Below are 20,133 nucleotides of genomic sequence, written 5' to 3'. Positions count from 1 at the left end.
ACTCATAGCCTACCGAATGTCGCCGATCGCTCAGAGACTCACGGCCACCGCCCACTTAGCTTGGCCGGGCCTACACTGAGCCGGCGAGTCAGGAGGTTGCCATGGCCCACGGAGAGATCGCCGACGTGATCGTCATCCGCCCGACCGTCCACGCCGACGCGCGCGGCGCGTTCCAAGAGACCTATCGTCGCTCGTGGTTCCCGCTCGGTCGTGAGATGGTGCAGGGGTCGCGCTCCGACAAGGTCGCTGGCTCGCTCGTGGGCATGCACTACCACCTCCACCAGGCCGACTACTGGTACGTCGTGCGGGGCACGGCACAGGTGCTGCTCTATGACTTTCGCCACGGATCGCGGACCGAGGGCACGACGTGGTCCCTGCTGATGGGCGACGAGGACCCGATCGGCCTCTTCATCCCCCCTGGGGTCGCCCACGGTTTCGCCGCCCTCACGGACCTGACGCTGACCTACCTCGTCGACGGCTACTACAACCCCGACGACGAACTCGGACTCCGCTGGAACGACCCCACGTTCCACGGCCTCTGGCAGCTCGATGACCCCGTCATCTCCGAGCGCGACCAGACGAACCCACTCATCGCACAGGTCCCACCGGAGCGGCGGCCCTCAGGTCGTCTGCGCACGGCCTAAGGCACGTCCCGACCGGGCCGTTCGCCCGCATCCGAGCGCTCCTCGGGTGCGCTCGCGCCCCGGGATTTGCCATCAGCCAGCATGGCGACGACGAGCCGCCGCTCGGGGTTGTCGACGTTCGAATCGACGATGACGAGCGACTGCCAGGTGCCGAGCAGCAGGCGACCGTCGATCACCGGCAGCACCACCGAGGGCGCAACGACCGCCGGAATGACGTGATCACGCCCGTGCCCGGGAGTTCCGTGTCGGTGGCGCCACGGCGTCGTGCGCGGCGCGAGCTGCTCGAGCATGACGGCGAGGTCGTCTTCCGATCCCGAGCCGATCTCCATCAGGCAAAGACCTGCCGTCGCATGCGGCACCACGCAGTTGACGAGGCCATCGCCCTGGTCGGCGACGATCGCTGCGACGAGGGCGGAGACGTCGGTGACGAGCCGACGCCCCGTGTGCACACGCACCTCACGAACCAGCACACCACCACGCTACGGGGCCCGGCCCACCGCCGCGTTCGCCGCCTGCTCGGCCACGGCGAGAAAGGCGAGCGTGCCAAGTGTCACGCTGCGCGACCACCGAACCGCCCGCCGAATGGCTGCGGCGTCGGGCGGGGGTCCGCCATCGAGCACCGGGAGCTCGACGACCGCGTCCCCGTAGCGGTTGACACCACCGAGGCGCACGCCGACCGCGGCCGCCACCAGCGCCTCCATGGGCCCGGCGTTCGGACTCGGGTGCGACCGAGCCGCCGGGAGGAGCCGGCGATGCGACGGCGCCGCGAGCGCGATCGCGAGCCGGCGTGGCGGCGCCATGACGAGATCGTCGAGGCGTGCTGCGAACCACCCGAACCGCTCGAACCGAGCGTTCCGATGGCCGACCATCGCATCGAGGGTGTTGACGGCGCGCAGCGCGATCGAGCCCATCGAGCCGAGCGCGACGTGCCAGACCATGGGGCCGAGCACGGCATCCACCGTGTTCTCGGCCACGGACTCGATGGTCGCGCGCGCGATCTCGGTCGCGTCCAGCCCGTCGCGATCGCGACCCACGAGCCAGCCGAGCCACGCACGCGCCTGCTCGAGGTCACCGTCGTCCAACGCACGCGCGACGTCGAGCGCTCGTCGCCGCAGCCCGGCCCCTCCGAGGGCGACCCACGCACTGGCTAGGGCCCCACCAGGCACGCGATCGATCACCGCGCCGACCAGCGTGCCACCCACAACGAGCGCACCTGCCACGAGCGCGCCGACACGACGATCGTCACGCCAGTAGCGTCGCTCGAGCACGCTCGCGGCCCGACCGAACCAGGCCACCGGGTGCCAGCGGTCGGGCGGGTCACCGAGCATCGCATCGAGCCCGAGCGCGACCGCGAGCTCGAGCGACCTAGTGCGTCGCACCCAGCACGACCCCCACGATGAGCGCGGTCTCGGCCACGATGCCGACCGCGCCGACCACATCCCCGGTGACGCCGCCGAGCGCGCGAGTGGCCCTCAGCCACAGCAACCCGCCCGCGATCGTCCCGACGCACACGCCGAACAACCCCGGCGCGCCCTCGACCACGACGATCGCCGCCGAGAACACGACGAGGGCACTCACCGAGGCGACACGCACCCCGAGCGAGGCGTCGCGGAACCACCGCGTCATGCCACCGGGCTTTGCACTCGGACTCTCCAGCACCACCACACCCATGACGGAGCGCGACCAGGCGAGCGCGAGCACGAGCCCGAGCGCGCTGATGCCAGCCGCACCGAGCACCGCAGCGCGCACCACCACCGTCACCGCGAGCGCGAGAGCGCCGAGGCCGCCGAGACGGGGGTCGTCCATCGCCGCGAGACGCTCTGCCGGCTCCATGAACCCCCCGAGCCCGTCGGCGGTGTCGGCGAGCGCGTCGTAGTGGAGCCCACGCGTCACGAGTGCGTCCGCCGCCAACGCGAGCGCCCCCACCACGAGGGCTCCGGCACGCTGGGCTCCGACCCTGACGACGACGAGGCACAGCCCCACCAGCACACCCGCGAGCGGGAACCCGAGGACGCTCTCGGCGCTCACCGGTGCCGCGAACGGCCAGATCGTGAGGAAGCCGAGGCCCCCGGCGAGCGAGCGGACGAGCTTCACTCACGCACCTTTGAGCCGAAGCGGCAGGCCCGCGACCACGAGGGTGACTTGGGCCGCGATGGCGGCCACCGCCTGGTTGAGCGCACCGAGCTCATCGACGAAGCGCTGCGCGAGTGCACGCTCGGGATGCACCGACCACCCGACCTCGTCGGAGACGACGATCGTCGGGGAGCTCCGCCGTGCGAGCGCCGCGACGAGCTCGCCCGAGGACACGTCGTGGTCCGAGCTCAGCTGCCAGCCGACCCAGAGCCCGAGCCCGTCGAGCAGGAGGCCCCCCGGGACGGTCCGGACCAACTCCACGAGTTCGCCCGGGTCGCCCGGCTCGAGCGTCACGAAGCGCCCGATGCGCCTCGCACGATGGGCCGCGAGACGCTCCGCATCGAGCGCGTGTGCCGCTGCGGTGGCGAGATAGGTCCCGATCCGCAGCTCGACGGCGCGCGCCTCCGCCCAGGCCGACTTGCCCGATCGCCGAGCCCCGAGCACGAGCTCGACGCTCACGCCCGTGGCCTCCTCGGTGCGACGAGCACCGTGGTGAGGTAGGGAACCTCGTCGGGCGCCTCGGCGAGCGGTCGGATCTCGGCTTCGGGCGTGCCGAGCAGCCACCCGACGACCGCACGCCGATCCGACGACGCCACCGCCTCACGCACCCTCTGGACCTGGCGACCGGGCTTGTAGAGCACGAGGGCGCTGTCGGGATCGGCGAGGGCAGCGTCGACGACCTCGGTCCGGGTGCGCCCGGTCGCGAGGACGAGGTGGTCGGCGTCGTCGAGGAGCTCAACGCCGGCCGCGGCGGCAAGGGCGCTGAAGGCGACCACGCCCGGGACGACCTCGACCAGCACGTCAGGGGCGAGCGCATGGACGGCATCGACGAGGAGCCAGAAGGTGGAGTAGATCCCTGGGTCGCCGAGCGTCACCCACGCGACGTCACCACCCACCTCGAGCGCGGCCACCACCAGGGGAGCCACCTCGGCGGCGCTCGCCCGGCGCCGCGACGAAGCCTCCGCATCGCTCGTCATCGGCATGACCACGCGCTCGATCCGTGCCGACGGCGCCGCCTCGCGGCAGATGCGCTCGGCGCGCCCGGGGCTCGCCGCATCGAGCGTGGGGGCCAGCACCAAGCGGGCGCGCTCGAGCGTACGCACGGCACGGACCGTGACGAGGTCGGGGTCCCCTGGGCCCACCCCGACGCCGATGAGCCTTCCCTGAGCCGTGACCACGGCGGCAGTCTAGGCTCGCGAGGTGCTGCCGCCGAGGCCAGCGCCCCGAACCGAAGGAGATGCCACCGCGCATGAGTGAACGGACCCTGCCGCCAGCAGCCGGCCTTCGAACGCACTACATCGGCGCGCTCGACGAATCCCTCCTCGACCGCGACGTCAGCGTCTGCGGCTGGGTGGCGCGCATCCGCGAGCACGGAGAACACCTCGTCTTCGTCGACGTGCGCGACCACACCGGCACCGTGCAGTGCGTCATGGACGGTCGAGGGTCGCTGCACACCGAAGCGGCGGTGCGCATCGAGGGTCAGGTGGCGCGGCGTCCCGAAGGAACGGAGAACACCGACCTCGCCACCGGCGCGATCGAGCTTCGTGTGCAACACGCCGAGGTGCTCGGCGACGCCGATCCCCTGCCGCTCCCCCTCGACGAGCACGCCGAGGTCGAGGAGACCACGCGGCTCAGGTGGCGTTACCTCGATCTCCGGCGCGCACGCATGCAGCGCAACCTGCGCGCCCGTGCCGCCACCAACGCCGCCATCCGACGCGCGATGGAGGCCCAGGGCTTCGTCGAGGTCGAGACGCCGCTCCTCTGGACACCGACGCCCGAGGGCGCACGCGAGTTCCTCGTGCCCTCCCGGACCCAGCCCGGATCGGTCTACTCCCTGCCGCAGTCGCCCCAGATCGCCAAGCAGCTCCTCATGATCGGCGGCGTCGATCGCTACTATCAGATCGCGCGCTGCCTCCGCGACGAGGATCTCCGCGCCGACCGACAGTTCGAGTTCACCCAGCTCGACCTCGAGGCGTCGTTCGTCACCCAAGAGGACGTGCGATCCTTCGTCTCTGCGGCCATTCGCGAGGTCATCCGCTCGGTACGGGGCGTCGACGACGTCCCCATTGGGACGATCACCTGGCACGAGGCGATGACCCGCTGGGGCTCGGACAAGCCCGACCGACGCTTCGGCATGGAACTCGTCGACGTCACCGAGGCGGTCCGCGACTCCGGTGCGCGCGCGCTCGCGGCCGACTACGTCACCGCCCTCGTCGTCGCAGAGCCCCTCTCGCGCTCCCGACTCGACGAGCTCACCCAACGAGCCCGCAGCGCGGGCGCGAAGGGACTCGCCTGGTTCCGTGTCGAGAGCCGCACGCCGCTCGAGATCGCCTCACCGCTCGCCAAGGCGATGACGCCGGCGGCGCTCGAAGCACTCGTGGAGCGCACCGGAGCCGAGGTCGGCGACACGATCCTCGTCGTCGCCGATCGCTTCGAGGTCGCCTGCACCGCGCTCGGGACCATCCGCCTCGCGCTCGGGCGCCACCTCGCCGACCCCGACGCGCTCGACGTCTTCTGGGTGATCGACTTCCCACTCTTCGAGGGCGTCGACGACGAGGGTCACCTCGTCTCGGCCCACCACCCCTTCACGATGCCCCACGCCGACGACATGGACCTCCTCGAGCGCGAGCCGTTGCGGGTGCGCTCCCAGTCCTACGACCTCGTCATGAACGGATGGGAGCTCGGCTCGGGCTCGATCAGGATCCACCGTCCCGACCTCCAGGCACAGATCTTCGGCCTGCTCGGGCTCGACGAGCAGGCGGCGGCCGATCGCTTCGGCTTCCTCCTCGACGCCTTCCGCTTCGGCCCGCCGCCGCACGGCGGCTTCGCCTTCGGGATCGATCGCCTCGTCGCGCTCCTGCTCGGCGAGGAGACCATCCGTGAGGTCATCGCGTTCCCGAAGACCCAGAGCGGCCAGGACCCCATGACCGGTGCACCGAAGCCCGTCGACGACGGCGTGCTCGCTGCACTCGGGCTCGAGGCGCGACGTCGCGAGCTGCGCTCAGGGACGCGGTGAGTCTCTTCGAGGAGCACATGGTGCGAGCACGCCCGCTCGCCGAGGAGCTCCGACCGACCTCGCTCGCCGAGGTCCTCGGACAAGACCACGCGCGAGCGCGCCTCGAGGCCCTCGCCACCGCGCCCCGGACGATCGCGGTGATCATGACCGGGCCGCCGGGGGTGGGCAAGACGACCATCGCGAGCCTGCTCGCACGGGCACGAGGCGAGCACCTCGTCGAGCTGCACGCGACCGACACCGGCGTGCGGGACCTGCGCGAGGCGCGGGCCGAAGCCGCCCGACGCGCCCGCCACGGCGACGGGACACTCTGGTTCGTCGACGAGGTCCATCGCTTCGGCCGGACCCAGCTCGATCTCCTGCTCGCGCCCATCGAACGGGGCGAGATCTCCTTCATCGGTGCGACGACCGAGAACCCCGCCGTCACGCTCTCACCCGCGCTGCTGTCGCGCTGCGACGTCGTTCGGCTCCGCGCACTCGAGCCCCCCGTGCTCCGCGCGGTCGCCGAGCGAGCGCTCGCCCACCTCGGCCTCATCGCCGACGATGCGGCGATCGCCTGGCTCGTCGCCGCAGCGCGCGGCGACGCGAGGGCGCTGTTGCGCATCCTCGAGCGTGCAGCCCCCGCGGCGGCCCAGCGACCGCTCACCGTCGAGCTCCTCGAGCGCATCAGCGAGATCGCCGCGCTCGGGCTCGACGACTCGACCCACTACGAGCTCGCCAGTGCGCTCATCAAGTCGATGCGCCAGAGCCGACCGACCGAGGCGATCCGGTGGCTCGCCGCGGCGCTCGCCGCAGGCGAAGATCCGCGCTTCATCGCGCGGCGCCTCGTGATCTTTGCATCAGAGGACGTCGGCCTCGCCGATCCCGAGGCTCTTGTCCTCGCGGCCGCGGCCGCGGACACGGTCGAGCGCATCGGCATGCCCGAAGCCCGCATCACGCTCGCGCACGTCGTGCTCTATCTGGCACGCGCGCCCAAATCGCGAGAGGCCTACGACGCGATCGAGGCCGCCCTCGCCGAGGCCAGCACGAAACCCAGACCGATCGTCCCAGAGGAGCTCCGGGGTCAGATCACCGGCATCGAGCGACGTCGGGGCATCACGCCTGACGACTAGCCGCGACCGCAGTTCGGCTTGCGTCCGTGATTGGCCTTCTTCTTCGCGCGCAACTTGCGCTTGACGGTTCGCTTCGACACGGGGGGCAAGGCTAGCGGCTCGAGAGACGACTCCCCGCTGGCCCTATGATCGAGGGGGCCATGGACAAGCTCGGTCTCGTGGGACTCGCCAACGCCGGCAAGTCCACACTCTTCAACGCCCTCACCGGTCTCGACACCCCCGTCGCGCCCCACCCCTTCACCACCACCGACACCACCATCGCCGAGGCGGTCGTACCCGACGAGCGCGTCGACGCGCTCGCGGCGATCCACCACTCGCGCAAGCTGGTCTATGCCCACATGCAGCTCGCGGACATCGCCGGGCTCACCGCTGGGTCCTCCCAAGGCGCCGGCCTCGGCAATCGCTTCCTCGGCCAGCTGCGAGAGGCGGACGCCATCCTCTACGTGCTGCGCGCGTTCCACGACGACCGAGTCCCGGGCGACGACGACCCGATCGCGAACCTCGACGCCCTCGAGCTCGAGCTCACCCTCGCCGACCTCGCCAGCGTCGAGAGCGCGCTCGAGCGGCGCCGCAAGGTCGCGCGGTCGGACCCCTCGGCCCGACCCGAGGTGGCCGCCCTCGAGGTCGTCCAAGCGGTCCTCGCAGACGGGATCCCCCTCTATCGGGCCACCCTCGAGACCGACGTGCTCGAGCTGGTCCGCTCGGCCTTTCTCATCACGACCAAACCCGCCATCGCGGTGATCAACGCCGACGAGGGTGCCGAGGCCGACGTGGCCGTCGAGGACACCGTGCGAGGGCGCCTCGGCGATCACGCCACCGTCGTCACCGCACCGCTCGCGCTCGAGGCGGAGCTCGCCAGGCTCGAGCCTGCCGAACGTGCCGAGATGATGGAGGCCCTCGCCATCGGTTCGAGCGCCCTCGAGCGCATCGCTCGAGCCGCCTTCGAAACCCTGGAGCGCTGGACCTTCTTCACGAGCGGCGACAAGGACACCCACGCGTGGACCTTCCGACGCGGCTCGAACGCCCAGACCTGCGCGGGCATCATCCACTCCGATCTCGCCCGCGGCTTCATCCGCGCCGAGGTGGCCTCCTGGCGCGACGTGGTCGAGGCGGGCTCGTGGACCCGGGCCAAGGCGCAGAACAAGGTCCGGCTCGAAGGGCGCGACTATCTCGTCGCCGACGGCGACGTGCTCGAGATCCGCTTCAACGTGTGATCGCCATGGCGTGGCTGGTGAACGAGCGCGGTCGGGTGCTCGGCACCCTGGACGCCGCGGGCCCGGTGATCTGGCACACCGAGGACTCCCACGGCCTGCTCATCTCGACACCGATCGCGCTCTGGAGCGGGCTCGGGGAGCTCGGCGATGCGCTCGCGCTCGCCCTCGACCGCAACGGGCTCGTCCGCAGCACCGTTCGGCTCCATCCATGGCGGCCACGCCTCGTCGTCGCCCCCTGGCGCATCGTCGTCCTGCCACGCGCCCTCTGGCACGACGCCCCCCCTTCGGCGGGCGACCGCCTCGAGGTCCGTCGATGAGCGGCGTGCTGAGCGTCGCCGGCACCCCGATCGGCAACCTCGCCGACGCGAGCCCGCGGCTTCGAAGCGCCCTCGAGACCGCCGACCTCGTCGTCTGCGAGGACACCCGCGTCACGAGGCGCCTCGCCAGCGCACTCGGCATCCGCCTCCGAGCGGTCCGCGCGCTCCGCGGCCAGAACGCGATCGAGCCCGAAGCGCTCGCCACACACCTCCTCGACGGAGAGCACGTCGTGCTCGTCGTCGACGCCGGCATGCCGGGCACCTCCGATCCGGGGGCGCCATTCGTCGCCACCGCGCGCGCGGTGGGCGCCACCGTCGTCGTCATCCCCGGCCCGAGCGCCGCGACGGCCGTGATGGCGCTCTGGCCCCACGAGGTCGCCCGCTACTGCGTGGCGGGGTTCTTGCCCCAGCGCGGGGCCGAGCGAGGACGGCTCCTTGCTGACCTGCTCGCCGAGGGCGTCCCCACCGTCGTCTTCGAGGCCCCGAACCGCATCCTCGAGCTCGTCGATGCGATCGGCGAGCTCGACCCCGAGCGCGAGGTGCTGCTCGCCAAGGAGCTCACCAAGATCCACGAGACGTCCTTCCAAGGGACCGCGCGCGCCGCAGGGGCGTGGGCGCGCGCCATCGATCGGCGAGGCGAGTGGGTCGTCGTGGTGGGGCCGGCACGAGTTGCCCCGCCCACGAGCGTCGTCGAGCACGAGCGCCTCACCCGAGCGCTCGCCGAGAGTTCGCTCGCGCCGTCGGAGGCGGCGCGGATCGTCGCTCGCCTCACGAACGCGCCCCGCCAGGAGGCCTATGCCGCCATCCTCGCGGCGCGTCCCGACGCTCGTCCCAGCGAGCGACCGGCGCCTCGGTAAGCTTGGGACGAGATCGATCGGCGAGGAGGTCGCTGGGCTCGTGGGGCGCTTCTACATCACCACCCCCATCTTCTACGTCAACGGTGACCCCCACCTCGGCACGGCCTATGCCGTGATCCTCGCCGACGCGATCGCCCGCTGGCATCGCCTGATCGGCGACGAGGTGCGCTTCGTCACCGGCACCGACGAGCACGGGCTGAAGATCGCCCAGTCGGCCGAGGCGCACGGCGTGAGTCCACAGGCCTGGGTGGACGTGACCTCGGCCCAGTTCCGACGCGCCTGGGATGCGCTCGAGGTCTCCTACGACGACTTCATCCGCACCACCGAGCCACGCCACCACCGAAGCGTCCAACGCTTCCTCGAGCGCATCCACGACCGCGGCGACATCTACCTCGGCACCTACGAGGGCCTCTACTGCGTGCGGTGCGAGGCCTACTACCAACCCGGCGAGCTCGAGCCGGGGGAGCTTTGCCCGGTGCACCACGTCGCCTGCGAACGGATGCGCGAAGAGAACTACTTCTTCGCCCTCTCGCGCTACCAAGATCGTCTCCTCGAGCACTACGAGCGCCATCCGGAGGCCATCTGGCCCGAGTCGCGCCGCAACGAGGTGCTCCGCTTCATCGAGGGCGGCCTCACCGACATCTCCATCACCCGCACCTCGATCGACTGGGGCGTGCGCGTCCCCTGGGACTCGCGACACGTCTTCTACGTGTGGTACGACGCGCTCGTGAACTACCTCACGGCGATCGGCTACGCAGAGGACTCCGCCGAGGTGGCCGCCTGGTGGCCCGCGGCCCACCACCTGCTCGGCAAGGACATCCTGCGCTTCCACGCCGTGTGGTGGCCGGCGATGTGCCTCGCGGCCGGCATCGATCCCCCGGCCCAGCTGATCGTGACCGGCTGGCTGCTCAACGAGGGCGAGAAGATGTCGAAGTCGCTCGCGAACCAGATCGACCCGCTGGGTGTCCAACGCGCGCTCAGTGCCGATGCGCTCCGGCACTACCTGGTGCGCTCCTCGGCGATCGGGCCGGACTGGGACGTGTCCCTCGAGGCGCTCGTCGCACTCTACAACGCCGAGCTCGCGAACGGCTTCGGGAACCTCGTCGCGCGGGTGGGCTCGCTCATCGTCCAACGGCTCGGGGGCCACGTGCCCGACGCACCCGCGACGCCCCCCGACGAGCTCGCCATCGCCGAGACCATCGAGGCCGTCCGCGCAGGTTGGGAACGGTGGCGGCCGAACGACGCCATGGACGCAGCGATCGGCCTCGTCCATCGGCTGAACGCCTACCTCGAGGCCACGGAGCCCTGGCGTCTCGCGAAGGGATCGGCCGAGGCCGCCTCCGTCCTCGGCACCGCTCGCGAGGGGGCGCGCCTCGCGAGCGTGCTCCTCTCCCCCGCCATCCCCGATGGGGCCGAACGTGCCCGACGAGCGCTCGGGTTCGACGAGGCGGGACCGCTCGCTTGGCAACCGGGCATGGGCGGGGCCACCATCACGAAGCCAGCCCCGCTCTTCCCACGCACCGACCTCGATGCCGTGGTGGGGCGCCGATGAGTGCGGGCTGGATCGATGCGCACGCCCATCCCGAGCGCGTGAGCCTCGACGAGGAGCTGGCGCTCCTCGTCGACGCCGGGGTCGTCGGGTTCGTCGCGATCGGGACGGACCCTGCGAGCTCGCAAGAAGCGGCCCGTATCGCCGACCAGCTCGCCACCGAACGGCTCGACCTCAGCGTCGGCGCGACGATCGGCATCCATCCCCACGATGCCGAGGCGCACGGTGGCGCGATCGCCGACCTCGCCGCGCTCGTCGTCGAGTACCCGGGCATCGTCGTCGGGGTGGGCGAATGCGGGCTCGACTACCACTACGACTACTCGCCGCGCCCCGTCCAGCGGCGCGTCTTCGCCGAGCAGGTCGCCCTCGCCCACCGCCTCGGGCTCGCCCTCGTGGTCCACACGCGCGAAGCCTGGGCCGACACCGAGGCCATCCTCGACGACGCCCCGAGTCCGCCAGCGGTCATCATCCACTCGTTCTCGGAAGGTCCCGACGAGGCCGAGCGCGCCCTCGCACGCGGCTGGTACCTGTCGTTCTCGGGGATCGTGACCTTCAAGAACGCCCAGCCCGTTCGCGAGGCGCTTCGGCTCGCCCCGATCGAGCGGCTGCTCGTCGAGACCGATACGCCCTTCCTCGCGCCGGTCCCGCTCCGCGGCCGACCCAACCACATCGCCAACGTCGCCGTCACGGGACGCTTCGTGGCCAGCGAGAAGGGAGTCGACGCCGACCGGCTCGCGGCGATCACCGCGGCGACGACACGGCGGCTCTTCGGGCTCCGTGAGGTCGAGCCATCTCCCTGAGCACCATGCGTCCAGTCACGAAGCGGGAGATCGTCGCACACCTCGAGCGCATCGGGCTCGAGCCCTCCAAGGCCCTCGGCCAGAACTTCCTCACCGACGGCAACATCGCGCGCAAGGAAGCAGCGCTGGCCGCGGAGGCGGGGCTTCGGGTCGCGGTCGAAGTGGGGCCGGGCCTCGGCTCGCTCACCGTGTGGCTGGCCGAGTACTTCGACGAGGTGGTGGCGCTCGAGGCCGACCGACGACTGATCCCGGCGCTCGGCGAGGTGCTGGCCGCGCGAGGGATCGACAACGTCCGAATCGAGCACGCCGATGCGCTCGCCGACCCGCTCCCGCTGGAACGACGCCCCAGCGCGCTGGTCGCGAACCTCCCCTACCACTCCGGCTCACAGATCCTCGTTCGCCTCGTCGAGGAGGCCTGGTTCCTCGAGCGTGTGGTCGTCATGGTCCAGGCGGAGTTCGCCGACCGCATCGTCGCTGCCGCCGGCACCCGAGCGTGCTCGGCGCTCGGGGTGCGGCTCGCGCTCAGCATCGACGCGCACGTCGCCGCCAAGGTGCCACCGGTCGTCTTCCACCCGCAGCCGACGGTGTGGTCGAAGCTCGTCGTCGCCGATCGCCGCAGCGAGCCGCTCGCGGTGACCGAGCCCACGACCTTCGACGCCACGGTGCGTGCGATCCGCCACGGCTTCGAACGTCGGCGTCAGATGCTCCGACGCGCCCTCGGCGACGACGAGCTGGCGGCGCTCGATGCCGTCGGCATCGACCCCATGCGCCGCGCCGAGTCGCTCGCGCTCGACGAGTGGGTCGCGCTGGGGCGCGCCATCGCAACCTCGAAGGGTGCCCGGTGAGGCTCGTCGCGCCCGCCAAGCTCACCCGCACCCTCCGCGTGCTCGGACGCCGAGCCGACGGTCTGCACGAGGTCGAGATCGAGGCCGTCCACCTCGCCCTCGCCGACACCGTCGACCTCGCCCCGGCCCCTGCCACCACCATCGACCTCGTCGCTGGCGCCCCCTGGGTCGACCTCGCTCGCGTCCCGACCGACGCGACGAACCTCGCCTGGCGAGCCCTTGAGCTCATCGGCGAGACAGGCACCCTTGCGATCACGAAGCGCATCCCGGTCGAAGGGGGGCTCGGCGGCGGCTCCGCCGACGCGGGCGCCGTCCTCCGCGCCTTCGGAGCACCGCTCGCGACCGGCCGGCACCTCGGTGCCGACGTCGCGCTGTGTCAGCTCGCTGGCCACGTCGATGCCCGCGGCATCGGCGAGCAGGTCATGGCCCTCGACGACCTGGATGCGGTCGTGACGCTCATCGTGCCGCCCTTCGGCGTCGCGACGGGCTCCGTCTATCGAGCCTGGGACGCACTCGGTGGACCACACGACGACGACGAGGTCGCAAACGACCTCGAGGCCGCCGCCTGCGCCATCGAGCCACGGCTGGGGGCGCTCATCGCCGCTGCCGAGCGACGCACCGGACGACGTCCTCGACTCGCCGGCTCGGGCTCGACGCTGGCGTGGTGGCACTCGGCAGGCACCCTCGGCCTCGGCGACGAGTTCGCGAGGGGCCCTGCTGCCCACGTCACCGTGGGAGGCGACGACGTCCGGGCCACGCGCCTCATGCTCGCGGACTTGCCCGTGTGGCTGATCGAGACACGGACGCTGCCCCGCGCCCTCGCCTCCCCAGCGACCGAGGTGTCGAGCGAGACACCGAGCGCCGGCGAGTCAGCCTGACCGCCGAGGGCCGCTGGCACAGCGGGCAGGCTCCGGTGGCGAAGCGGGCAGGCTCCGGTGGCGAAGCCGCCACGACGCACGAACGCCCCGCAGCCGCGGGGCGTTCGTGAACGTCGTGCGAGCTAGCGACCGGCTCGGCGCTGCCAGCGAGTCTTCTTCAGCATCTTGCGATGCTTCTTCTTGCGCATGCGCTTGCGGCGCTTCTTGATGAGAGAACCCATGAAGCCACGAGGCTAGTCGACTCGCTGCTCCCGGCGGGCGACCCGAGTCCCGGCCAAGACGTGACGAAGGGCCCAGGTGCGCCCATCAGGACGATTCGTAGGCTGGAGCTCGCAGCTCGGTTGCGTACGTTCAGCTCGAGCTGCGGTGTCAGAGGGAGGGTCTCATGGTCGCGTCGATGACCGTGCTGCTGTCGAGGTGGCAGTTCGCAGCCACCACCATCTACCACTTCCTGTTCGTCCCCGTCACCATCGGGCTGGGTCTGATCGTGGCGATCCTGCAGACGGCCGCCTACCGTTCGGGCGACGACCGCTACGAGCGCGTGCTCGACTTCTTCGGCAAGCTCTTCCTGATCAACTTCGCCATCGGGGTCGTCACCGGCATCGTCCAGGAGTTCCAGTTCGGGATGAACTGGTCGGCCTACTCCGCCTACGTCGGCAACATCTTCGGCCCGCCGCTCGCCATCGAGGGACTCCTCGCCTTCTTCATGGAGTCCACCTTCCTCGGCGTGTGGCTCTTCGGCAAGGATCGCGTGCCACGGCGCGTGCACCTCGCCTCCATCTGGCTCGTCTCGATCGGGACCATGCTGTCTGCCGCCTTCATCCTCGCCGCGAACTCGTGGATGCAGCACCCGGTGGGCTATCGCATCGATCCGGCCACCCACCAGGCGGTCATGACGAACTTCTGGGCCATCCTCACGAACGAGCTCTTCCTCGTGACGCTGTTCCACACCCTGCTCGCCTCCTTCCTGACCGGCTCTGCGCTCGTGCTCGGCATCTCGCTGTGGCAGTACCACCGCAGCACCGAGACCCGCGAGGTCTTCGCCGCAGGCGCGCGCGTGTCGCTCATCGTCATGCTCATCTCGGCGCTGCTCATGGGCCTCGACGGCCACATCGACGGCCAGGTGATCGCCGAGACCCAACCCATGAAGCTCGCCGCCGGCGAGGCCCTCTACAACACGTCCCGCGGTGCGTCCGAATCGATCCTCACGATCGGCAACCTCCACGACAAGCCCATCTTCTCCATCGGCATCCCGCACGTCCTCAGCCTGCTCGCCACCGACCACTGGAACGGGGTCGTTCAGGGCATCAATCAGCTCCAAGCCGCGATGGTCCGCCAGTACGGCCCGGGCAGCTACATCCCGCCCGTTGCCCTCGACTACTGGAGCTTTCGCATCATGGCGGGGATCGGAGCCGTCATCATCCTGATCGCCCTCTGGGGTGGCTGGCTGCTCTACCACCATCGCCTCGAGCAGTCGCGCTGGTTCGCCAAGGTCGCCCTCTGGACCATCCCGCTCCCCTTCATCGCCAACACCACCGGCTGGATCTACACCGAGACCGGCCGCCAGCCCTGGATCGTCTACGGCTTGTTGAAGACCTCCCAAGGGGCCTCGCACCTGTCGCCATGGTCGGTCGGGATCACCCTCGTCGGGTTCACGGTGCTCTACGGCATCCTCGCGGTCGTGGACATCTCGTTGATGGTTCGCTATGGTCGACGCTCACTCGAACCCGGCGCTGACACCGAGACCGAGCACGAAGTCGGCTCGCTGATCTACTAGGAGCGCACGATGCACACCACTGGTCTCGAACTCTTCTGGTTCATCCTGATCGGCGTCCTCTGGGCCGGCTACTTCTTCCTCGAGGGCTTCGACTTCGGGGTCGGCATGCTGCTGACGCTCATCGGACGCGACGACCTCGAACGTCGCGCCGTCATCAACACCATCGGTGCGACCTGGGACGGCAACGAGGTCTGGGTCATCGTGGCAGGCGGGGCGACGTTCGCGGCGTTCCCCCTGTGGTATGCCCGCATGTTCTCCGCGTTCTACCTCGCTCTGTTCATCCTCCTCGTCGCGCTCATCATCCGAGGCGTCGCGTTCGAGTACCGCGGCAAGCGCCAGAGCGCGACCTGGCGACGCAACTGGGACATCGTGATCACGGTGGGGTCGCTGGTGCCCGCCCTCCTCTGGGGCGTCGCCTTCGGCGACCTCATCAAGGGGATCCCGATCACCGCGAACGGCATCTTCACGGGCTCGCTGCTCTCGCTCCTGCAGCCCTACGCGCTCGTCGCGGGGCTCGCGACCCTGAGCCTGTTCCTCCTCCACGGTGCCTTGTTCCTCAACCTGAAGACCACCGGCGCACTGAAGGAGCGTGCCTCCGCGCTCGCCGGGCGCATCGCGCCGATCACCGCCGTCATCATCCTCGCCTTCCTCGCCTGGACGTGGGAGGTGGCACGGACCGAGCACCACGCCGGTGACGTCCCAGGCATGATCCCCGTGTCCGCCCTCCTGCTCGTGGTCGCGGCGAGCTGGCTCAATCGCGAGCGGCTCTCGGGCTGGGCCTTCACCGTGACGGGCGTCGCCATCCTCGCCATCACGGCGACGGTCTTCATGACCTTGTATCCTGACGTCATCACCTCGTCGCTCTCGTCCGCTGCGTCGCTCACCATCGCCGAGGCTGCCTCGCAGCCCTACACCTTGCGCGCGATGACCATCGTGGCGGCGATCTTCACCCCGTTCGTCCTCCTCTACCAGGGCTGGAGCTACTACATCTTCCGGCGTCGCGTCTCGCTGCCCCACGAGACCGTCCCCGCGAGCGACCAGCCGCACGAGGTGTGAGCGAGCGACGTGGTCCCATCGACCCCCGGGCGCTTCGCGCACCGGGGGCGATGCCGTTCTGGGCGATCCTCGCTGCGACCACGCTCGCCCAACTCGTCGCGCTCCTCGTGGCGGCTCGCGCTTTTGGCGCAGCGCTCAGCGACGCCGTCGTCGCGCACCGACTCGGCGCGAGTGCCACGGCCGGCGTCGTCCTCGGGGCTGCCCTCGTCGTGCGGGTCGTCCTGCGGCGGCTGGGCCAGGTGGCGGCCCGTGAGGCTGGCGAGCGAGCAGCCAGCGCCGCAGAGCCCGCCCTCCTCGCGGCCGCACGCGGGACGAACCCCGATCCGAGCCGCCTCGCCTATCTCGCGAGCGAGGGCCTCGACCGCCTCGCGACCGCGGTCGCATCGGTCGCGCCACCGGTCGCCGAGACCGTCGCGCAGATCCCGACGCTCGTGGTCGCGACCTGGTTGGCCAGCCCCATCCTCGGCATCGAGCTCGCCGGCGGCCTCGTCGCGATGCCGATCCTCGCGGCGCTCATCGGGATCGCCACCGACCGGCGCGCTCGCGACCAACTTGATGCCACCATCGAGCTCGAGCATCGCTACCTCGATCTCCTCGGTGGTGCGGGGACGCTGGCCGCCTTCGGACGCGCCGACGAGCAGGCCGATGCCGTCGACGCCGCAGCTGCATCGCTCGAGCATCGAACCATGCGCGTGCTCGAGATCGCGTTCCTCTCGGGTGTGAGCCTCGACATCCTCTCGGCGATCGTCGTGGCGCTCGTCGCCGTCTCGATCGGCATCCGACTGAACGACGCCTCGATGGCGCTCGCCACGGGCGCGACCGTCCTGTTCTGGACGCCCGAGGTGTTCGCCCCGCTCCGGGCCGCATCGCTCCAGTTCCACACCACCGCCGACGGCCGCGCAGCAGCCGAGGCCATCGACGCCCTCGCGGCGCCTCCTGAGTCCCCCGTGCCACGCACGTCCCAAGCTCCGGCGACACGTCTCCTGCGGGCCGCACCGTCGCACGATGAGGCGCTGCTCGAGCTCCGTTCCGTGACCACTGTCGAGATAGAGCTCGACCCTCCGGTCACGCTGTCGCTCGCACCTGGCGACCATCTCTGCGTCGTCGGCCGCAGCGGCATCGGCAAGTCGACGCTGCTCATGGCCCTCGTGGGTCGCGGCGCAACGCTCCGTGGAACCCTCGTGCTCGACCACGAGATCCATCGAGCGCTCCCTGCGGAACGAACGGTGTGGGTGCCGGCTCGCCCCGCCATGGTGCCCGGAACGATCGCTGACAACCTCCAACTCGTCGCGGGCCACGATCGCCTCGAGGTCGCACTCGACCTCCTCGCCGAGCTCGGCGCGATCGAACTCGTTCAGCGCCGCGACGACCTGGTCGCACCCGGGGGGGCGAACCTCTCGGCGGGCCAACGACAACGAGTCGCCCTCGCGCGTGCACTCGCACTCGGCCGCGACGTGGTCGTGCTCGACGAGCCGACGAGCCACCTCGACGTGGGCACCGAGGAGCGATTCCTCGAGCTGCTCACGCGCGAGGCGAAGGGGTCCATCGTCATCAGCGCGAGCCATCGCGAGCTCGTGGTTCGCCGCGCTACCTGCGTCCTCGAGCTCAGCGACGCTTCGATCGGGACCCGAGCGACGCCATCGCCGACGACGGAGCCGACGACATGAACCTCGTCACGATCATCCGCAACCACCTCGACTCTGAGCGCAGACTGGTCGCTGGCTACCTGGGTACCTCACTCGCTGCTGCGCTCTCCCCAGCCATCCTGTTCGCCTTCTCCGCCTACCTCCTCGCCAAGTCCTCGCTCCGACCTGGCATCTTGACGCTGGGGGTGGCCGTCGGTTCGGTGCGCTTCTTCGCCCTCGCCCGAGGTGCCGGTCAGTATGGAGAGCGCCTCCTCGGCCATCGCCTCACGCTGCGCCTCGTGCGCGTGGTTCGCGTCGCGCTCTATCGTGCCGTGGCTGGGGCCGCACCCCACAGGGTCCCGAGCGCGATCGCCGGCACGCTCTCGCGAGCTGCCACGGGAGATCTCGATGCGCTCTCCTCGCTGCTCCTGCGCATCGCGGCTCCCCTCGCCGGTGCGGTGGGTGCAGGCCTCGTGGGCACGGTCGTGGCCTGGGTCTTCAACCCCGCCCTCGGAGTGGTCCTCGCCCTCGGCCTCGTCGTCACGCTCGTCGTCGCGCCAGCGGCCGCGGCGCGGCTCGGGCGAGCACCGACCCGCGAACTCGCCGCGACCGCCGAAGCCGCCCACACGATCGCACTCGCCATCGCCGACTCTGCTCCCGAGCGCGCCGGAACGCCGGGCGAGCACACCCTCACCGATGAGCTCGCGGCCCACATCCGCAAGCTCGCCAGGCGTCGACGGACCAACGCAGCGCTCGAGCTGATCCCCGCCTCGCTCGCCGGTCTCGCCGAAGCACTGACCATCGCCGCAACCGTCGCGATCGGTGCCGGGGCGATCGCGCACCACCACCTCGAGGCCGTGGAGCTCGCCGTCGTGCCGTTCCTCGCCCTCGGGCTCTTCGAGGCGACGAGCGGCATCGGCGTGAGCGCGACCCATCTCGCGAGCGAGCTCGCCTCGTCCCGACGCCTCGACTCGGTCCTCGCGCTCCGAGGTCGCGACCAGCCAGCGAACACTACGCCCCTGCCCGACGGTCCCCTCGCCATCGACGTCGAGGACGTGAGCTTCTCCTACCCTGGCGCCACCACCGCGATCCTCGATCGCCTCAGCCTCTCGATCCCTCCAAGAGGTCGGCTCCTCGTCGTCGGTGAGAGCGGGGCTGGCAAGTCGACGCTCGTCGGTCTGCTGCGAGCCGCATGGGAGCCCACCCGTGGCACGATCCGCCTCGGCGGCGTCGACACGCGCCAGCTCACCGAGTCGACCGTGGCGCACCACGTCGGCTACGTCCCCCAGGAAGCGTGGGTCTTCGACGCGACGCTCGCGGCGAACCTCCGGCTCGCCCGCCCCGACGCATCCGACGCCGACCTCGTCCGAGCGCTCGGCGACGTGGGACTCGCACCGCTGCTCGCGCGACTACCCGACGGGCTCCAAACGCGCCTCGCCCACGACGCCGTCTCCTCGGGCGAGGCACAGCGCATCGGACTCGCTCGCCTGCTGCTCGCCGACCAGCACACGTGGATCCTCGACGAGCCGACCGCCAACGTCGACGGCGAGACCGAGGATGATCTCGTCGCACTTCTCGCCCGGCTCGCCATCGATCGAACCCTGGTCGTGGTGACGCACGCCGAACGCGTCGTCGAGGGACTCGCACACGGGGCCGAGGTCCTCGAGTTGGCGAACCACCGCGGCCAGAGCGCGCCGTAGTCGGCACATCCGCGACGCGCACGCGCACGGATCGCGCCCACGGTGGGGGCGCACCTAGGTCGGGGCGACGAAGGCGATCGACACGTGTCGCGCGGTCGAGCCGCCCTCGCGCCACGGCAGCGATCGCGTGGGATGCTGTGGGGTTCGCCGAGCTCGCGCGGTCCGATTCCCAGCGGGAGCGATCGATCTACCTTCAGGGCACCACCTCGCTGCAAGCACAGCCTCGGCCGTGAGGTCGAAGGGGTGTGCGGGACGACATGAGCACCCCCACGCGCACGGTTCTGCCGTGGGATGCGTCCCGGTACCAGCGCCACGACCACCGCGGCCGCGACATCTCGCACGCCCGCCCAGCTCGCCGGAAGGAGCCGGTCAGGGGTCCATCTGCCACGCGAGCAAGCTCCCTCGGGCAGCGGCCTCGCGCTCGTCGCATGCAGGTGGCCGTGGGGACATGAGAGATCCGAACTCGCGAGGGCGACCGATCGTCGGACCGCCACCCAAACGTTCCACTCCCCGTGTCCTGCGAGTCACCTGAGCGCAACCTGAGCGCAAGCTCTGGGGTCAAGCATGGAGTCGTCCCGAGTGGACACCCACATCATCGAAGGGGAGGTAACGA

21 protein-coding genes are annotated in these 20,133 nt (G+C 70.8%); 14 read left to right on the top strand and 7 right to left on the bottom strand.

Features of this window, described 5'->3' with window-relative positions; all coding sequences use genetic code 11:
* The first annotated feature begins 101 nt into the window (after nt 1-101).
* Nucleotides 102-644 carry a dTDP-4-dehydrorhamnose 3,5-epimerase family protein gene (locus tag AFER_RS02755; protein ID WP_015797996.1) on the top strand — a complete coding sequence of 181 codons (543 nt, stop codon included), beginning with the start codon at nt 102-104 and terminating at the stop codon, nt 642-644.
* Here the strand turns inward: AFER_RS02755 and AFER_RS02750 are convergent.
* From AFER_RS02750 to cobI, 5 genes are read right to left on the bottom strand one after another with little or no spacing between them, the layout of a single operon-like run.
* The gene (locus AFER_RS02750) at nt 641-1,114 is read right to left on the bottom strand and encodes a YjbQ family protein (protein ID WP_015797995.1); all 474 of its coding nucleotides are present in this window, start codon (nt 1,112-1,114) and stop codon (nt 641-643) included. The genes AFER_RS02755 and AFER_RS02750 overlap by 4 nt on opposite strands.
* Nucleotides 1,115-1,123: 9 nt before the next feature.
* Entirely contained in the window at nt 1,124-2,023 is a 900-nt protein-coding gene (locus tag AFER_RS02745; protein ID WP_015797994.1) for a CobD/CbiB family cobalamin biosynthesis protein, read from the bottom strand.
* Nucleotides 2,010-2,738, bottom strand: a complete 729-nt coding sequence (locus AFER_RS02740; RefSeq protein WP_015797993.1) for an adenosylcobinamide-GDP ribazoletransferase — start codon at nt 2,736-2,738, stop codon at nt 2,010-2,012. Before AFER_RS02740 ends, AFER_RS02745 begins: the two co-directional genes overlap by 14 nt.
* The gene (locus AFER_RS02735; protein ID WP_015797992.1) at nt 2,739-3,236 is read right to left on the bottom strand and encodes a bifunctional adenosylcobinamide kinase/adenosylcobinamide-phosphate guanylyltransferase; all 498 of its coding nucleotides are present in this window, start codon (nt 3,234-3,236) and stop codon (nt 2,739-2,741) included.
* Nucleotides 3,233-3,955: a precorrin-2 C(20)-methyltransferase gene (gene cobI / locus AFER_RS02730; RefSeq protein ID WP_015797991.1), complete on the bottom strand. Its 723-nt coding sequence runs from the start codon at nt 3,953-3,955 to the stop codon at nt 3,233-3,235. The genes AFER_RS02735 and cobI overlap by 4 nt, the downstream gene beginning before the upstream one ends.
* A 71-nt stretch (nt 3,956-4,026) precedes the next feature.
* Here cobI and aspS point away from each other — a divergent pair, with 71 nt between their 5' ends.
* Nucleotides 4,027-5,793, top strand: coding sequence for an aspartate--tRNA ligase (aspS, locus tag AFER_RS02725; protein ID WP_015797990.1), 1,767 nt, complete (start codon nt 4,027-4,029; stop codon nt 5,791-5,793).
* Nucleotides 5,794-5,810: 17 nt separating this feature from the next.
* Entirely contained in the window at nt 5,811-6,902 is a 1,092-nt protein-coding gene (locus tag AFER_RS02720; RefSeq protein WP_143711916.1) for an AAA family ATPase, read from the top strand.
* Here AFER_RS02720 and AFER_RS13060 read toward each other — a convergent pair.
* Nucleotides 6,899-6,982 carry a 50S ribosomal protein bL37 gene (locus tag AFER_RS13060; protein WP_483446974.1) on the bottom strand — a complete coding sequence of 28 codons (84 nt, stop codon included), beginning with the start codon at nt 6,980-6,982 and terminating at the stop codon, nt 6,899-6,901. The two genes, AFER_RS02720 and AFER_RS13060, sit on opposite strands and share 4 nt — an antisense overlap.
* A gap of 45 nt (nt 6,983-7,027) precedes the next feature.
* Here AFER_RS13060 and ychF point away from each other — a divergent pair, with 45 nt between their 5' ends.
* The 7 genes from ychF to AFER_RS02685 are packed head-to-tail and all read left to right on the top strand — an operon-like array spanning nt 7,028 to nt 13,362.
* Entirely contained in the window at nt 7,028-8,116 is a 1,089-nt protein-coding gene (ychF, locus tag AFER_RS02715) for a redox-regulated ATPase YchF (RefSeq protein WP_083769183.1), read from the top strand.
* A gap of 5 nt (nt 8,117-8,121) precedes the next feature.
* Complete coding sequence (locus AFER_RS12235; RefSeq protein ID WP_171788937.1) at nt 8,122-8,433, top strand: hypothetical protein; 312 nt, start codon at nt 8,122-8,124, stop codon at nt 8,431-8,433.
* Nucleotides 8,430-9,290 (top strand): 16S rRNA (cytidine(1402)-2'-O)-methyltransferase, encoded by an 861-nt coding sequence (gene rsmI / locus AFER_RS02705; protein WP_015797986.1) that lies wholly within the window; start codon nt 8,430-8,432, stop codon nt 9,288-9,290. The genes AFER_RS12235 and rsmI overlap by 4 nt, the downstream gene beginning before the upstream one ends.
* Before the next feature lie 40 nt (nt 9,291-9,330).
* On the top strand, nt 9,331-10,842 hold the full coding sequence (locus tag AFER_RS02700) for a class I tRNA ligase family protein (protein WP_015797985.1): 1,512 nt from the start codon (nt 9,331-9,333) through the stop codon (nt 10,840-10,842).
* A complete protein-coding gene (locus tag AFER_RS02695; RefSeq protein ID WP_015797984.1) occupies nt 10,839-11,639 on the top strand; it encodes a TatD family hydrolase in 801 nt (266 codons plus the stop codon). The genes AFER_RS02700 and AFER_RS02695 overlap by 4 nt, the downstream gene beginning before the upstream one ends.
* A gap of 5 nt (nt 11,640-11,644) precedes the next feature.
* A complete protein-coding gene (gene rsmA, locus AFER_RS02690) occupies nt 11,645-12,484 on the top strand; it encodes a 16S rRNA (adenine(1518)-N(6)/adenine(1519)-N(6))-dimethyltransferase RsmA (RefSeq protein ID WP_015797983.1) in 840 nt (279 codons plus the stop codon).
* Nucleotides 12,481-13,362 (top strand): 4-(cytidine 5'-diphospho)-2-C-methyl-D-erythritol kinase, encoded by an 882-nt coding sequence (locus AFER_RS02685; protein ID WP_015797982.1) that lies wholly within the window; start codon nt 12,481-12,483, stop codon nt 13,360-13,362. Before rsmA ends, AFER_RS02685 begins: the two co-directional genes overlap by 4 nt.
* A gap of 122 nt (nt 13,363-13,484) precedes the next feature.
* Here AFER_RS02685 and AFER_RS11495 read toward each other — a convergent pair whose 3' ends face one another.
* Nucleotides 13,485-13,583: a 30S ribosomal protein bS22 gene (locus AFER_RS11495; RefSeq protein WP_083769179.1), complete on the bottom strand. Its 99-nt coding sequence runs from the start codon at nt 13,581-13,583 to the stop codon at nt 13,485-13,487.
* Between the two features lie 164 nt (nt 13,584-13,747).
* Here AFER_RS11495 and AFER_RS02680 point away from each other — a divergent pair, with 164 nt between their 5' ends.
* Genes AFER_RS02680 through cydC form a run of 4 tightly spaced genes read left to right on the top strand, consistent with a single transcriptional unit; the run spans nt 13,748 to nt 19,520 of the window.
* Nucleotides 13,748-15,139: a cytochrome ubiquinol oxidase subunit I gene (locus tag AFER_RS02680; RefSeq protein WP_015797981.1), complete on the top strand. Its 1,392-nt coding sequence runs from the start codon at nt 13,748-13,750 to the stop codon at nt 15,137-15,139.
* 9 nt (nt 15,140-15,148) lie between these two features.
* Nucleotides 15,149-16,195, top strand: coding sequence for a cytochrome d ubiquinol oxidase subunit II (cydB, locus tag AFER_RS02675; RefSeq protein WP_015797980.1), 1,047 nt, complete (start codon nt 15,149-15,151; stop codon nt 16,193-16,195).
* Nucleotides 16,192-17,862 (top strand): ATP-binding cassette domain-containing protein, encoded by a 1,671-nt coding sequence (locus AFER_RS02670; protein WP_015797979.1) that lies wholly within the window; start codon nt 16,192-16,194, stop codon nt 17,860-17,862. Before cydB ends, AFER_RS02670 begins: the two co-directional genes overlap by 4 nt.
* On the top strand, nt 17,859-19,520 hold the full coding sequence (gene cydC, locus AFER_RS02665; RefSeq protein WP_015797978.1) for a thiol reductant ABC exporter subunit CydC: 1,662 nt from the start codon (nt 17,859-17,861) through the stop codon (nt 19,518-19,520). Before AFER_RS02670 ends, cydC begins: the two co-directional genes overlap by 4 nt.
* Nucleotides 19,521-20,133 lie beyond the last annotated feature (613 nt).

Origin of the sequence: Acidimicrobium ferrooxidans DSM 10331 (assembly GCF_000023265.1) — a bacterium.
Taxonomy (GTDB): Bacteria; Actinomycetota; Acidimicrobiia; order Acidimicrobiales; family Acidimicrobiaceae; genus Acidimicrobium; species Acidimicrobium ferrooxidans.
Note: the sequence above shows the minus strand (reverse complement) of the source record. Positions and strands in the feature narration are given on the sequence as shown.